13 protein-coding genes are annotated in these 13,939 nt (G+C 72.1%); 8 read left to right on the forward strand and 5 right to left on the reverse strand.

Annotated features, from left to right (window positions below; genetic code table 11):
• Positions 1-81: 81 nt before the first annotated feature.
• Positions 82-2,157: a DEAD/DEAH box helicase gene (locus ACFWYM_RS35670; protein ID WP_384846748.1), complete on the reverse strand. Its 2,076-nt coding sequence runs from the start codon at positions 2,155-2,157 to the stop codon at positions 82-84.
• A 469-nt stretch (positions 2,158-2,626) separates the two neighbouring features.
• On the opposite strand from ACFWYM_RS35670, the gene ACFWYM_RS35675 reads away from it, so the two are divergent.
• Entirely contained in the window at positions 2,627-3,385 is a 759-nt protein-coding gene (locus tag ACFWYM_RS35675) for a ferritin-like fold-containing protein (protein WP_384846750.1), read from the forward strand.
• Between the two features lie 16 nt (positions 3,386-3,401).
• Here ACFWYM_RS35675 and ACFWYM_RS35680 read toward each other — a convergent pair whose 3' ends face one another.
• From ACFWYM_RS35680 to ACFWYM_RS35695, 4 genes are all read right to left on the reverse strand, one after another.
• Positions 3,402-3,668 (reverse strand): hypothetical protein, encoded by a 267-nt coding sequence (locus ACFWYM_RS35680; protein WP_384846752.1) that lies wholly within the window; start codon positions 3,666-3,668, stop codon positions 3,402-3,404.
• Between the two features lie 184 nt (positions 3,669-3,852).
• Complete coding sequence (locus ACFWYM_RS35685; RefSeq protein WP_384846754.1) at positions 3,853-4,080, reverse strand: DUF3107 domain-containing protein; 228 nt, start codon at positions 4,078-4,080, stop codon at positions 3,853-3,855.
• A 160-nt stretch (positions 4,081-4,240) separates the two neighbouring features.
• Positions 4,241-4,882, reverse strand: coding sequence for a TetR/AcrR family transcriptional regulator (locus tag ACFWYM_RS35690; RefSeq protein ID WP_384846756.1), 642 nt, complete (start codon positions 4,880-4,882; stop codon positions 4,241-4,243).
• Between the two features lie 190 nt (positions 4,883-5,072).
• Positions 5,073-5,303: a hypothetical protein gene (locus tag ACFWYM_RS35695; protein ID WP_384846758.1), complete on the reverse strand. Its 231-nt coding sequence runs from the start codon at positions 5,301-5,303 to the stop codon at positions 5,073-5,075.
• Positions 5,304-5,524: 221 nt separating this feature from the next.
• Here ACFWYM_RS35695 and ACFWYM_RS35700 point away from each other — a divergent pair, with 221 nt between their 5' ends.
• From ACFWYM_RS35700 to ACFWYM_RS35730, 7 genes are all read left to right on the forward strand, one after another.
• On the forward strand, positions 5,525-6,529 hold the full coding sequence (locus tag ACFWYM_RS35700) for an alpha/beta fold hydrolase (RefSeq protein ID WP_384846760.1): 1,005 nt from the start codon (positions 5,525-5,527) through the stop codon (positions 6,527-6,529).
• 8 nt (positions 6,530-6,537) lie between these two features.
• A complete protein-coding gene (locus ACFWYM_RS35705; RefSeq protein ID WP_384846762.1) occupies positions 6,538-8,016 on the forward strand; it encodes a DUF3152 domain-containing protein in 1,479 nt (492 codons plus the stop codon).
• A gap of 90 nt (positions 8,017-8,106) precedes the next feature.
• Positions 8,107-8,199, forward strand: a complete 93-nt coding sequence (locus tag ACFWYM_RS35710; protein ID WP_384846764.1) for an Ms4533A family Cys-rich leader peptide — start codon at positions 8,107-8,109, stop codon at positions 8,197-8,199.
• 156 nt (positions 8,200-8,355) lie between these two features.
• Complete coding sequence (locus ACFWYM_RS35715; protein WP_384846766.1) at positions 8,356-10,074, forward strand: ABC transporter substrate-binding protein; 1,719 nt, start codon at positions 8,356-8,358, stop codon at positions 10,072-10,074.
• Positions 10,075-10,094: 20 nt separating this feature from the next.
• A complete protein-coding gene (locus tag ACFWYM_RS35720) occupies positions 10,095-11,087 on the forward strand; it encodes an ABC transporter permease (RefSeq protein WP_384846768.1) in 993 nt (330 codons plus the stop codon).
• Positions 11,084-12,115, forward strand: coding sequence for an ABC transporter permease (locus ACFWYM_RS35725; RefSeq protein ID WP_384846770.1), 1,032 nt, complete (start codon positions 11,084-11,086; stop codon positions 12,113-12,115). Before ACFWYM_RS35720 ends, ACFWYM_RS35725 begins: the two co-directional genes overlap by 4 nt.
• Entirely contained in the window at positions 12,112-13,761 is a 1,650-nt protein-coding gene (locus tag ACFWYM_RS35730) for a dipeptide ABC transporter ATP-binding protein (protein ID WP_384846772.1), read from the forward strand. The genes ACFWYM_RS35725 and ACFWYM_RS35730 overlap by 4 nt, the downstream gene beginning before the upstream one ends.
• Positions 13,762-13,939 lie beyond the last annotated feature (178 nt).

Genomic DNA, 13,939 nt, shown 5'->3' on the forward strand with positions numbered 1-13,939 from the left:
CCCTCCCCGGTGGGGAAGGACGGGCCCTCGTGCGAGAGGAACCTCGAAAGCTGTCAGCTCTCGGCTGTGAGCTGTCAGCTGTCAGCTCTCGGTCGGCTCGGCCGCCGGGGCCGTCGCCTTGCGGGTACGGCGGCGCGGCTTGGTGGCCGGGGCCTCCTCCGTGGCCTCCGCCTTGGGGGCGGCGGCCTCGGCGGTCGCCTTGCGCGTACGGCGGCGGGGCTTGGCCTCCGGCTCCTCGGCCTGGGTCTTGCCCTCGGCCGTGTCAACGGCGGCCTCCGCGGCGGCAGTTGCCGTCTTGCGGGTGCGGCGGCGCGGCTTGGTGGCCGGAGCCTCCTCCGTGGCCTCCGCCTCGGCGGCGACCGGCTCGGCAGCGGCAGCCTTGCGGGTGCGGCGGCGCGGCTTGGTCTCCGTCGTCTCCTCGGCGGGGGTCTTGCCCTCGGCCGTGTCGACGGCTGCCTCGGCGGCCGGGGTGGTCGCCTTGGGCGTACGGCGGCGGGGCTTGGCCTCCGGCTCCTCGGCGGGGGCCTTGCCCTCGGCCGTGTCGACGGCTGCCTCGGCGGCCGGGGCCGTCGCCTTGCGGGTGCGGCGGCGCGCCTTCGTGGCCGGGGCCTCGTCCGTGGACTCCGCTGTGGCGAGCGCCGTCTCGGCGGGCGTCTCGGCCGGGGTCTCCACCTGCGGGGCCGTCGGCTCCGACGTGGCGCCCGCACGCGTGCGGCGGCGACGGCGCGGGGTGCGCGGCGCGGTGTCCGCCTCGGGCGCCGGGGTCACCGGAGCCGCCGGGCTCTCGGGGGCCTGGGCGGCCTCGGTCGACGCCGGGGCGTCCAGGGGCTCGCCCGAGCGGGTGCGGCGGCGACGGCGCGGCGTGCGGGCCGGACGCTCCGCGCGCTCGCGGTCGGCAGCGCGGTCGCGGTCGCGGTCGGACGAGCGGGAGCGGTCGCCACGGCCACCGCGGCCGCCACGGCCACCGGTCTCGCCCAGGTCCTCGATCTCCTCGGCGTCGAGCCCGGCCCGGGTGCGCTCGGCGCGGGGCAGGATGCCCTTCGTGCCGGCCGGGATGTCCAGGTCCTCGTAGAGGTGCGGGGAGCTGGAGTACGTCTCGACCGGGTCGTTGAAGTCCAGCTCGAGCGCCTTGTTGATCAGCTGCCAGCGCGGGATGTCGTCCCAGTCGACCAGCGTGATCGCGGTGCCCTTGGCGCCCGCGCGGCCGGTGCGGCCGATGCGGTGCAGATAGGTCTTCTCGTCCTCGGGGGACTGGTAGTTGACGACGTGCGTGACGCCCTCGACGTCGATGCCGCGCGCGGCGACGTCGGTGCAGACGAGCACGTCCACCTTGCCGTTGCGGAACGCGCGCAGGGCCTGCTCGCGGGCGCCCTGGCCGAGGTCGCCGTGGACCGCGCCGGAGGCGAAGCCGCGGCGCTCCAGCTGCTCGGCGATGTCGGCCGCCGTGCGCTTCGTACGGCAGAAGATCATCGCGAGCCCGCGGCCTTCGGCCTGCAGGATGCGGGAGACCATCTCGGGCTTGTCCATGGAGTGCGCGCGGTAGACGAACTGCTTCGTGTTCGCGACCGTCTGGCCCTCGTCGTCCGGCGCGGTGGCGCGGATGTGCGTGGGCTGCGACATGTAGCGGCGGGCGAGGCCGATGACGGCGCCCGGCATCGTCGCGGAGAAGAGCATCGTCTGGCGCTTCGCCGGAAGCATGTTGATGATCTTCTCGACGTCGGGCAGGAAGCCCAGGTCGAGCATCTCGTCGGCCTCGTCGAGGACGAGGCACTTGATGTGCTTCAGGTTCAGCTTGCGCTGGCCCGCGAGGTCGAGCAGGCGCCCGGGGGTGCCGACGACCACGTCGACGCCCTTCTTCAGGGCCTCGACCTGGGGCTCGTAGGCACGGCCGCCGTATATGGCGAGGACGCGGACGTTGCGCGCCTTGCCCGCGGTGAGGAGGTCGTTGGTCACCTGCTGGCAGAGCTCGCGGGTGGGGACGACGACGAGGGCCTGCGGCGCCTCGGTCAGCTCCTCGGGCCGGGCGCGGCCCGCCTCGACGTCGGCGGGGACGGTCACGCGCTCGAGGAGCGGGAGTCCGAAGCCGAGCGTCTTGCCGGTGCCGGTCTTGGCCTGGCCGATGACGTCCGTGCCGGAAAGGGCGACGGGGAGCGTCATCTCCTGGATGGGAAAGGGATTGATGATGCCGACGGCCTCAAGGGCCTCGGCCGTCTCGGGAAGAATCCCGAGCTCTCGGAAAGTCGTAGTCAGGGCTATGCCTCTTCTGTGAGACGCGGCGCGAGGCGAACGCTGGGGGTCTTGACCGTGCCGGTGACCGTCCGCCGCCTTGGTGGCGCGGGCCGGGTGGCGCGGGACCACTGCCTGCGCTCGAGCGCTCGTACCGCTGTGAGGTTCCCTCCGCATGCCGTACGCACCACTGCGCACTGCCTGGAGGGCTGTCGGGTCGGAGCCGATCGGGCCACCGACCGGGCATCCTCATTCATACGGCCCGACGAATATTCGGCGGGCGCAATACCACTGTACCCCGGAATCTCGCATGGATGTCTGGGTCATTCGTCACGTCGCCGTCGTCACAGTGACTGACCAGGGCCTTACGCACCACGGGGAGCGGGCTATTGTGCGCTTCATGGAGACGCCTGACACGCCCGACCGCACCGACCGCACCTCCGAAGAAGCAGCCGAGGGACCCACCGGGGTCGCCGCCCAGGACTGGGCGAAGGCTTCCGGCGACCCGAACTACCGCGCCGCCGTCGTGGACCTGCTCGGTGCGCTCGCCTACGGGGAGCTCGCGGCGTTCGAGCGGCTCGCGGAGGACGCGAAGCTCGCGCCCACCCTCGCCGACAAGGCGGAGCTGGCGAAGATGGCGTCGGCCGAGTTCCACCACTTCGAGCAGTTGCGCGACCGGCTCTCCGCGATCGGCGCCGAGCCGACCGGCGCGATGGAGCCCTTCGTCGCCGCGCTCGACGGCTTCCACCGGCAGACGGCGCCGTCCGACTGGCTGGAGGGCCTGGTCAAGGCGTACGTCGGCGACTCGATCGCCAGTGACTTCTACCGCGAGGTGGCGGCGCGGCTCGACGGCGACACCCGCGACCTCGTCCTCGGCGTCCTCGACGACACCGGGCACGCCAGCTTCGCCGTGGAGAAGGTGCGCGCCGCGATCGACGCGGACCCGCGCGTGGGCGGACGGCTCGCGCTCTGGGCGCGGCGCCTGATGGGCGAGGCGCTCTCGCAGTCGCAGCGGGTGGTCGCCGACCGCGACGCCCTGTCGACCATGCTGGTCGGGGGCGTCGCCGACGGCTTCGACCTGGCCGAGGTCGGCCGGATGTTCTCGCGCATCACCGAGGCGCACACGAAGCGGATGGCGGCGCTCGGGCTTGCGGCCTAGCTCGTGACGGGGCCCGTCACGCCGTCGAGGCGCGGCGGAGCCTTCCTTCAGGGCGGAGCAGGAGCGACAGCAGTGCCGCCGCCACGGCCACCGCGCCGATGAGGGTCGCGACGGCGTGGCCCGGGCCGAGGGCCGTGTGCATGATGAACGCGCCGATGAGGGCCCCGGCCACCCCGGTGGCGAGGACGAGGCTGCGGGCGGGGAGCCGGTGGTGCAGGCGGTGGACGGCCGACCAGGCGGCGGCCAGGCCGAGCAGCGCGGAGCCGAGTGCTTCCAGGATCACGGGTGTTCCCTCCCTCACTGTCCCCCTCGGGCAAAACGGTTGTAGCCGGTCTTACCCGTAGCGGCCGGAACACAATCCTCCGCGGGGCGCGCGACGCGTTCGCGCAACGCGCAAGAACGGCCCGGTGGTTGAGGCAACCACCGGGCCGTTCTCCGTGTGTTTTCCGAGCGTTCCCCGAACGTTCTCAGAGGGCGCTGAAGCCCACCTTGCGCGTCGTCGGCTCGCCGAGCTCCACGTACGCGAGGCGGTCGGCCGGAACCAGGACCTTGCGGCCGTGGTCGTCGACCAGGGTCAGCAGCGGCGCCTTGCCGGACAGGGCCTCGGACACGGCGCGCTCGATTTCCTCGGCGCTCTCGCCGCTCTCCAGCACGATCTCGCGGGGCGCGTGCTGCACGCCGATCTTGACCTCCACGGCTTTGTCCCTCCGACGGTCAGTGATGTGCGCGGGCGTCCGCGCCGTACCCAGCACACATTAGCCCGGTGAGGGGACCGCCAGGGGGCGCGGACGGCTTGCCCGTGCACGCCGGTAGCGAACAGAGATCGGGAACAAACCCGCGCTCCGGGCCTCGGTGTCAGTGGCCCTCGGTGCCGTGCAGCGGGAAGCCGGCGATGCCGCGCCAGGCGAGCGACGTGAGCATCTGCACCGCCTTGTCGCGCGGGACGGAGCTGCCGCTGGCGAGCCAGTAGCGCGCCACCACCTGCGAGTAGCCGCCGAGGCCGACGGCGAGCAGCATCGCCTCGTCCCCGGGCAGGCCGGTGTCCTCGGCGATGACCTCGCAGATCGCCTCGGCGCACTGGAGCGTGACGCGGTCGACGCGCTCGCGCACCGCGGGCTCGTTCGTCAGGTCCGACTCGAAGACCAGGCGGAAGGCGCCGCCCTCGTCCTCCACGTACGCGAAGTAGGCGTCCATCGTGGCCGCCACGCGCAGCTTGTTGTCCGTGGTGGAGGCGAGCGCCGTGCGGATGGACTGGAGCAGGGCCTCGCAGTGCTGGTCGAGCAGGGCCAGGTAGAGGTCGAGCTTGCCCGGGAAGTGCTGGTAGAGGACCGGCTTGCTGACGCCCGCGCGCTCGGCGATGTCGTCCATCGCGGCCGCGTGGTAGCCCTGTGCGACGAAGACCTCCTGGGCCGCGCCCAGAAGCTGGTTCCGTCGGGCACGGCGCGGCAGGCGTGTGCCCCGCGGGCGTGCTGCCTCTGTCTGCTCGATGGCTGTCACGCCGCCTCCCAAGATCGTCCATGTGCTGCGGTGTGCGCCGCGCCGCCATCGTACTTTTCGGTAACCGTGATGCGCGCGGTGCGAGCGCAGAATTTCACGGACTGGATGGCCTCGGCACGGCCCGTAAGCCGTGCGTAGCAGGGCAAACACGGGCACAAGTCCGGGGCGCCCGGGTCCGGTGGGGTGGTCGTCAGCGGTAGTCGTCCTCGTCGAGGCTCACGACGCGTGCCTGTTCGGCGAGGTCGGCCACGTTCGCGGTGTCCTGGTCGGTGCCCCGGACGGTCTCGTCCTGCTCGGGGGTCAGGTCCGTGTGCTGTTCCGCGGAGTCCGCCTCGGGGGTCTCCATGGGGGCCGCGCCGGGATCTGATTCCTCTGCGGTCTCGGACGCGAAGGTGTCGGGGTCACTCGGGTCGACGGTCATCAGTGCCTTCTTCGCTCGGGTGCGAGTGTCAGGTGCGAGATCCGTCATTCGCCCTCTCCCTCCGAGCGTAGGAGACACCCGATCGAGGCGCTACGCGATCTCAGGGGGGACAGTGGAGGGACGGGGGAGGCAGCAGGGGCCGGGACGGAGGGGAGGGGTCCTTTCCGGCCTGTGATGGCGAACACACGATCCCCTGCGTGATCGTCTCGTAACATTGCCGCATGTCTTCGACCGAACTGCCGCGCGCGCTGGCCACCGCTGCCGCGCCCAAACCGGGTGCCGTGGCCGTCGCGGAGGGCGAGCGGCTCGATTCGGTCGGGCTTCCCGGGCTCACGCTGAGCGTGCGCTCCCGTCCCTCGGCGGGGGCCGGCCTGGAGCGGGCGCTGTTCGTGCACGGGCTCGGCGGCTCCTCGCAGAACTGGTCGGCGCTGATGCCGCTGCTCGAGGACGTCGTGGACTGCGAGGCGATCGACCTGCCCGGCTTCGGTGACTCGCCGCCGCCGGACGACGGGGACTACTCGGTGACCGGGCACGCCCGGGCCGTGATCCGTTACCTGGACGCACGTGAGCACGGCCCCGTGCACCTCTTCGGCAACTCGCTGGGCGGGGCCGTCACGACGCGCGTCGCCGCCGTCCGCCCCGACCTCGTGCGCACCCTCACGCTCGTCTCGCCCGCCCTGCCCGAGCTGCGGGTGCAGCGCACGGCGGTGCCGACCGGGCTGCTCGCGGTGCCGGGCATCGCGGGGCTCTTCACCCGGCTCACCAAGGAGTGGACGCCGGAGCAGCGGGTGCGCGGGGTCATGGCGCTCTGTTACGGGGATCCCGGCAAGGTCTCGCCGGAGGGGTTCCGTGCGGCGGTGCGGGAGATGGAGCGCAGGCTCGAACTCCCGTACATGTGGGACGCGATGGCCCGGTCGGCGCGCGGGATCGTGAACGCGTACACGCTGGGCGGTCAGCACGGACTGTGGCGGCAGGCGGAGCGGGTGCTCGCGCCGACGCTGCTCGTCTACGGCGGCCGGGACCAGCTCGTCTCGTACCGGATGGCGCGCAAGGCGGCGGCCGCGTTCCGGGACTCGCGGCTGCTCACGCTGCCGGAGGCCGGGCATGTGGCGATGATGGAGTATCCGTCGACGGTCGCCACGGCCTTCCGTGAACTCCTCACGGACGTACGGGAATTGAGTGCCCGTCAGGGTGCACGTGCCGCTGTCGCCGGGTCGGGGAGCTGAGTCGGGGCGTGGGACGTCACAGCCGCCGCGGTCCGGCGGGCACCTCGGACACCACCAGCACCTCTGGCATACCCGGCACGCCGGACACCCGGCCGTCGGGGCCCGGCACCGGACGCCGTCGGCGCGTGCCCCAGCCCGGCGGGCCCGGGGCCGGGTCCGAGGGCGGGGCGCCCATGCCCCGGCCGCAGCCCCAGGTCCGGCCTCAGCCTCAGGGCCAGCCGCAGCCCCAGGCCCGGCCGCAGCCCCAGCCGCGTCCTCCGTACGGGACTCCGCCGCACGGCACCCCCGCCCACGGATTCCCGCAGCCCACCCCGCCCCACGGCGTCCCGCACGTACGCGGCGGGCACCCCGAGCAGCGGGAGCCGGGGGGCGGCTGGGGCAGCGTCACCGGCAGTGGCTCCGGGCCCCGGCTCGGCGCGGCCTACGGCGTGCCGCAGGCGCGGCCCGTCCCGCCGCCCCGGACGCGTCCGGAACCCGCCGACCTCGATCTCGACCCGGACGGCCGGCGGGACGAGGACGTCTTCGTGCCCCGGCAGGCCCGGGACCCGTATGCCTCCGTCACCGACTGGCACGCCGACGGTGGTCCCGCGCCTCTCGGTCTCGACGACGACGGTGACGACGGCGGGGATGAGCCGCCGTACGAGCACCCCGACGCGGACGGCAAGGGCGAGAAGGGCGGCCGGGGACGGACGTTCACCGGGATCGCGGCCGCCGCCGTGACCACCGTGCTCGCCGTCGTCGTGGCCGGGCAGGTGGCCGACCGGGGCGACGACTCCGCCCCGTCGCAGACGCAGGCCGCGAAGGGCGGCGGCGCGGACCGCGACGACAGCTCCGCCTCCCGCTCCGACGACCGGCCCACCCCGCCCGAGCCCTCGCCGGCGAGCTACGAGGCGAAGATGGGCAAGAAGTACCCGCTGGACGCCAAGCTCGCCGCGTCCGGTGACTTCGAGGCGATATCCGGCTTCGACAAGGCCCCCGGAAAGGGGAAGGTGTTCCGCTATCGCGTGGACGTCGAAAAGGGGCTCGGTCTGGACGGCGGACTGTTCGCGCAGGCCGTGCAGAAGACCCTGAACGACGACCGGAGTTGGGCGCACGGCGGCGGCCGCACCTTCGAGCGGATCTCCTCGGGGCACCCCGATTTCGTGATTACGCTGGCGAGCCCGGGAACGACCGCGAAATGGTGCGCGAAATCGGGGCTCGACACGACCGAGGACAATGTGTCGTGCGACTCCGCCGCCACCGAACGCGTCATGATCAACGCCTATCGGTGGGCGCAGGGCTCGAAGACGTACCACGACGCCCACGTCGGCATCTTCACCTACCGGCAGATGCTGATCAATCACGAGACCGGCCACCGGCTCGGCTTCAACCACACCGACTGCACCAAGGACGGGGACCTCGCGCCCGTCATGCAGCAGCAGACGAAGTTCCTCGATCATGACGGGATTCGCTGCAAGCCCAACCCGTGGGCGTTCCCGGGGAGTTGAGCGGCGCCCGGGGGCTGTTCCCGCCGGGCTCCCGGGCGGTTTCATGGAACGGCTTTGACATTCGTCGCGCGTTCGTTCATATTTCTGCGCATGTCGCCTCGTCACGCCTCCTCGTGCGCCGCCCTTGAGCTGGCGCTCTTCGGCGTGACCGCGCACTGCGTGGCCGACATTCACTGTTGCTGACGCCCGCCCCGGCGAGTGCGTCGCTTTTCTCTCTTTCTGCACCGTTGTGCCGCCTTTTCTGCGGCTTTTCACGGCTGCGGTCCGGCATTCGGCGTGCCCGGGGTGGTTCCTGTGCGTCCGCACCACCTCAACTCCCTTTCCCCGAGAGGCACTCCGATGCGTCAACCGTCCGTCATAGCCCGCCGCGTGGCAGCGGCATCCGTCAGCCTGGTCCTGGCCTCGGGCGCCGCCGCCTGCGCGGGCCCCAAGGACAACGACGCCGGGAGCGGCGGCGACGGGAAGCCCGCGAAGGGCGGCACGCTCACCGTCCTCAACCGTGACCCGCAGGTCGACTTCGACCCGGCGCGGCTCTACACCTCGGGCGGCGGCAATGTGCCCAGCCTCGTCTTCCGCACGCTGACCACGCGCAACCGCGAGGACGGCGCCGAGGGCGCGAAGGTCGTGCCCGACCTCGCCACGGACCTGGGCACGCCGAGCAAGAACGCCACCGTGTGGACGTACCACCTGAAGAAGGGCCTCACGTACGAGGACGGGTCGCCGATCACCAGCGGTGACATCAAGTACGGCATCGAGCGCTCCTTCGCGGCCGAACTCTCCGGCGGTGCGCCCTACTTGAGGGACTGGCTCATCGGCGGGGCCGACTACGACGGGCCCTACAAGGACAAGGAGGGGCTCGACTCGATCGAGACGCCCGACGACTCCACCATCGTCTTCCACCTCAACAAGCCCGAGGGCGAGTTCCCCTTCCTGGCGACCCAGACGCAGACCACCCCCGTCCCCAAGAGCAAGGACAAGGGGACGAAGTACGAGAACCACCCGCTGTCCTCGGGGCCGTACAAGGTCGTCAAGAACGAGAACGACGGTGAGCGGCTGCGCCTCGAGCGCAATCCGCACTGGTCCGCGAAGACCGACCCGGAGCGCAAGGCGTACCCGGACGTCATCGATGTGCGGTCGGGGCTCGACTCGTCCGTGATCAACCAGCGGCTCGCGGCCTCGCAGGGCACCGACGCCACCGCCGTCACCACCGACACCAACCTCGGCCCGGCCGAGCTCGCCAAGCTCGGCGGCAAGGACGACCAGGCGGCCAACGTCGGCACCGGGCACTTCGGCTACACCAACTACCTGGCCTTCAACCCGAAGGTGAAGCCCTTCGACAACCCGAAGGTGCGGCAGGCCATTTCGTACGCCGTCGACCGTTCGTCGGTGATCAATGCCGCCGGCGGATCCTCGCTCGCCGAGGCCGCGACGACGTATCTGCCCAACCAGAAGTCCTTCGGATACACGAAGTACGACCACTTCCCGGCGGGCGAGAGCGGCAACCCGAAGAAGGCCGAGGAGCTCCTGAAGGAGGCGGGCTACAAGGACGGGCTCACCGTCACCCTGGTGCACTCCAACGCCAAGGACTTCGAGACCAGCCCGGAGATCGCCACCGCCCTCCAGGACGCCCTGAAGAAGGCCGGAATCACCGTCAAGCTCAAGGGACTTGAGGACAACGACTACAAGGACACCGTCCACAGCGCCAAGAAGGAGCCCGGTCTCTTCCTCGCGCACTGGGGTGCCGACTGGCCCTCCGGCGGTCCCTTCCTCGCCCCCATCTTCGACGGCCGGCAGATCGTCCAGGACGGCTACAACTTCAACTCCGGCTTCCTGAACGACAAGTCGGTGAACGACGAGATCGACGAGATCAACAAGCTGACCGACCTGAAGGCCGCGGCCAAGCGGTGGGGCGCCCTCGACAAGAAGATCGGTGAGCAGGCCCTGACCGTGCCGCTGTTCCACCCCGTCTACAAGCGGGCCTACGGCAAGGACGTCAAGAACATCGTCATCAGCGACTGGACGGGTGTCCTCGACATCTCGCAGGTCGCGGTCAAGTAGGGCGAACGGTTCAACACACCATGAGCGAGGCCCTGTTGGCCTCGGAAGCGGGGACGGGCGTGGACGCGCCCGCCCCGGCTTCCGGTGCCCGTCAGTTCTGGCGGCGGCTGCGTGCGCAGCGGGCCGCCCTCGTCGCGGCGGCCGTCGTCGCGCTGCTCGTCCTGGTCGCGCTCGGCGCGCCGCTGCTCACCGCCCTCGAGGGCCAGGACCCGACCACCTACCACCCGAAACTCATCGACTCCGCGCGCGGGGGCGTGCCCATCGGCTCCTTCGGCGGCATCAGCGCCGACCACTGGCTCGGCGTCGAACCGCAGACCGGGCGCGACCTGTTCGCCCGCCTCGTCCACGGAGCGCGCGTCTCGCTGGGCGTCGCGCTCGCCGCGACCCTCATCCAGGTGCTGCTCGGCGTCGCCGTCGGCATCGCGGCGGGGCTCGGCAGCCGCTGGGTCGACCAGGTGCTGAGCCGGGCCACCGACGTCATCGTGGCGATGCCGCTGATGATCCTGTCGCTCGCGCTGATGGCGGTCGTGCCCAGCGGATTCCCGCGGCCCGCCCTCGTGGCGCTCGTCATCGGGCTCGTCGCCTGGGGCAACACCGCGAAGATCGTGCGGGCCAAGACCATCACCCTCAAGGAGCTGGACCACGTGGCCGCCGCGCGGCTCAGCGGCTGGCGCACCGTGCAGATCGCCCGCCGCGAGCTGCTGCCCGCGCTCGCGGCGCCCGTCCTCACCTATGCCGCGCTGCTCGTGCCCATGAACATCACGGTGGAGGCGGCGCTCTCCTTCCTGGGCGTCGGTGTGAAGCCGCCGACCGCGTCCTGGGGGCAGATGCTCACCTCGGCGGACGTCTGGTACCAGGCGGCGCCGCAGTACCTGCTGCTGCCCGCGGGCGCGCTGTTCGTGACCGTGCTCGCGCTGACCGTCCTCGGTGACGGGGTGCGCACCGCGCTCGACCCGCGCGCGGCCTCGCGGCTGCGGATCGGGACCGGGCGGAAGCGGGAGGGGGCCGCATGAGCGGGTTCCTCAGCCGTGCGACCGGGTTCTTCGGCGGCATGGGCGGGTTCCTGCTGCGCCGTGCCGTCGCCGCCGTCGTCACCCTGTTCGCCATCTCCGTCATCATCTACGCGGTCTTCTACGTCGCTCCGGGCGACGTCGCGCAGATCACCTGCGGGCCGCGCTGCTCGCCCGAACAAGTCCGCCAGGTCGCCGGGCAGTTGAAGCTCGACGACCCCGTGTACGTGCGCTACTGGGACTTCCTCCAGGGCATCGTCGCGGGCCGCGACTACTCCACCGGGACCGGCACCGAGCACTGCTCGGCGCCCTGCCTCGGCCTCTCCTACCAGAGCGACCAGCAGGTCACGCAGCTCATCCTGCACAAGCTCCCGGTCACCGGCTCGCTCGCGCTCGGCGCCATGGTGCTGTGGCTGATCCTCGGCGTCGGCACCGGAGTGCTCTCCGCGTGGCGGCGCGGGCGGCTCAGCGAGCGCGTCCTGACCGGCGTCACGCTCGCCGGGACGGCCACGCCCGTCTTCGTGATCGGCCTGGTCCTGATGATCGTCGTCTGCGGACAGCTGCAGTGGCTGCCCTTCCCGCAGTACGTGAACTTCACCGACGACCCGACGCAGTGGGCCTGGAACCTGCTCCTTCCCTGGCTGTCGCTCGCGCTCATCGAGGCCGCCAAGTACGCGCGGCTGACCCGGGCCTCGATGCTGGAGACGCTCGCCGAGGACCATGTGCGCACCTTCAGGGCGTACGGGGTCGGGGAGCGGTCCATCATCGGGCGGCACGCCCTGAAGGGGGCGCTCGCGCCCGTCATCGCGCTCACCGCCAACGACTTCGGCACGATGTTCGGCGGCGCCGTGCTCAGCGAGACCCTCTTCGGGCTCCCCGGCATCGGGCGCGAACTCGTGCACGCCGTCAATGTCGTCGACCTGCCGGTGGTGGTCGGCCTCGTCCTGGTCACCGGCTTCTTCGTGGTGCTCGCCAACGCCGTCGCGGACGTCCTGTACGCGGTGGCCGACCGTCGGGTGGTGCTGACATGAGTCTCGTACAAGTCGAGGATCTGACCGTCGAGTTCGGCTCCCTCAAGGCCGTCGACGGGCTCTCCTTCGAGCTCGCCGAGGGGGCGGCCCTTGGGCTCGTGGGGGAGTCGGGGTCCGGCAAGTCCACCGTGGCGGCCGCGCTGCTCGGGCTGCACCGGGGGACCGGGGCGCGCGTCGGCGGGGGCGTGCGGGTCGGCGGCGTCGACCCGGGGGAGGCGTCCGAAGCGGAGCTCAGGCGGCTGCGCGGCGGGACGGCCGCCATGGTCTTCCAGGACCCGCTCTCCTCGCTCGACCCGTACTACGCGGTGGGCGACCAGATCGCCGAGGTGTACCGGGTGCACACGCGGGCCTCGCGGAAGGCGGCCCGCGCGCGTGCCGTGGAGGTGCTCGACCGCGTCGGCATCGCGGACGCGGCGCGGCGGGCCCGCTCGCGGCCGCACGAGTTCAGCGGCGGCATGCGCCAGCGCGCGCTGATCGCCATGGCCCTCGCCTGCGAGCCGCGCCTCCTCATCGCCGACGAGCCGACCACCGCGCTCGACGTGACCGTCCAGGCCCAGATCCTCGACCTGCTGCACACGCTGCGCGCCGAGACGGGCATGGGGCTGCTCCTCGTCACCCACGACGTGGGCGTCGCCGCCGAGAGCGTGGACGACGTGCTCGTCATGCGGGGCGGCCGGGCCGTGGAGCGCGGACCGGCCGGGGAGGTCCTGCGGGCGCCCCGGGAGCCGTACACGCGCGAACTCCTCGGCGCGGTGCCGAGGGTGGACGCGGTGCGTGCCGAGAGTGCCGAGCGGAAGGGCGAGCCCGGCGAGATCGTGCTCGAAGCCACCGATCTGCGGCGGGAGTTCGGGCGCGGCAAGCGCTCCGTCGCCGCCGTCGACGGGGTGTCCCTCACGGTCCGCGCGGGCGAGACGCTCGGCGTCGTGGGCGAGAGCGGCAGCGGCAAGACCACCCTGGGCCGGATGCTCGTCGGCCTCCTCGAACCGACGTCCGGCCGACTCCGTCACGGGGGTACGGAGCAGGCCGGGCGGGCGGAGCGAGCGGGTGGGGCGGGGCGGACCGGGCGCCGGGGCGCGGTGCGCGACGTGCAGATGGTGTTCCAGGACCCGGTCTCCTCGCTCAACCCGCGCCGCTCCATCGGCGAGTCCGTCGCCGACCCGCTGCGCGCCCGGGGCGACCGCGACGAGCGGCTGATCCGCGGGCGTGTGGCGGAGCTCCTGAAGCGCGTCGGACTCGAACCGGCGCACTACGGCCGCTATCCGCACGAGTTCAGCGGCGGTCAGCGCCAGCGTGTCGGCATCGCACGGGCGCTCGCCGCCGAGCCCCGCCTGATCGTCTGCGACGAGCCGGTCTCCGCGCTCGACGTGACGACGCAGGCCCAAGTGATCGCGCTGCTGGACGAGTTGCGGAGCGAACTGGGGCTCGCGCTGGTCTTCGTCGCGCACGACCTGGCGGTGGTACGGCAGGTCAGCGACCGGGTCGCGGTGATGCGGGCGGGCCGGATCGTCGAGACCGGGACGGTCGACGAGGTGTACGACGCACCCCAGGACCCGTACACGCGCAGCCTGTTGGCGGCCGTGCCCGCGCTCGACCCGGACGTGGCGGCGAGCCGCCGGACGGCCCGGAGGGAGCTGGCCGCAGCCTGACGCTCCGTAACGAAAAGCCGCTCTGAGAGCGTTATAGCGCGACGGAACGCAACCGGCGCGGGAAAGTTACGGCCGTTCACCCCTTTTGGTGGCGCGATGGACAACCGTCCATAGCCCCACCCGCAAGTCCCCCAACGATCGTTCCGCAGCGAGCCGCCCGGTCAAAGGCGCCAACCAA

The sequence above is a fragment of the Streptomyces sp. NPDC059009 genome (assembly GCF_042740175.1).
GTDB lineage: Bacteria > Actinomycetota > Actinomycetes > Streptomycetales > Streptomycetaceae > Streptomyces.

What these genes read in the sequence shown, in the direction of transcription:
- ACFWYM_RS35670 (WP_384846748.1), bottom strand. Translation starts at nt 2,157, where the DNA reads ATGACGCTCCCCGTCGCCCTTTCCGGCACGGACGTCATCGGCCAGGCC.
- ACFWYM_RS35675 (WP_384846750.1), top strand. Translation starts at nt 2,627, where the DNA reads ATGGAGACGCCTGACACGCCCGACCGCACCGACCGCACCTCCGAAGAA.
- ACFWYM_RS35695 (WP_384846758.1), bottom strand. Translation starts at nt 5,303, where the DNA reads ATGACCGTCGACCCGAGTGACCCCGACACCTTCGCGTCCGAGACCGCA.
- ACFWYM_RS35700 (WP_384846760.1), top strand. Translation starts at nt 5,525, where the DNA reads ATGTCTTCGACCGAACTGCCGCGCGCGCTGGCCACCGCTGCCGCGCCC.
- ACFWYM_RS35710 (WP_384846764.1), top strand. Translation starts at nt 8,107, where the DNA reads ATGTCGCCTCGTCACGCCTCCTCGTGCGCCGCCCTTGAGCTGGCGCTC.
- ACFWYM_RS35715 (WP_384846766.1), top strand. Translation starts at nt 8,356, where the DNA reads ATGCGTCAACCGTCCGTCATAGCCCGCCGCGTGGCAGCGGCATCCGTC.
- ACFWYM_RS35720 (WP_384846768.1), top strand. Translation starts at nt 10,095, where the DNA reads ATGAGCGAGGCCCTGTTGGCCTCGGAAGCGGGGACGGGCGTGGACGCG.
- ACFWYM_RS35725 (WP_384846770.1), top strand. Translation starts at nt 11,084, where the DNA reads ATGAGCGGGTTCCTCAGCCGTGCGACCGGGTTCTTCGGCGGCATGGGC.
- ACFWYM_RS35730 (WP_384846772.1), top strand. Translation starts at nt 12,112, where the DNA reads ATGAGTCTCGTACAAGTCGAGGATCTGACCGTCGAGTTCGGCTCCCTC.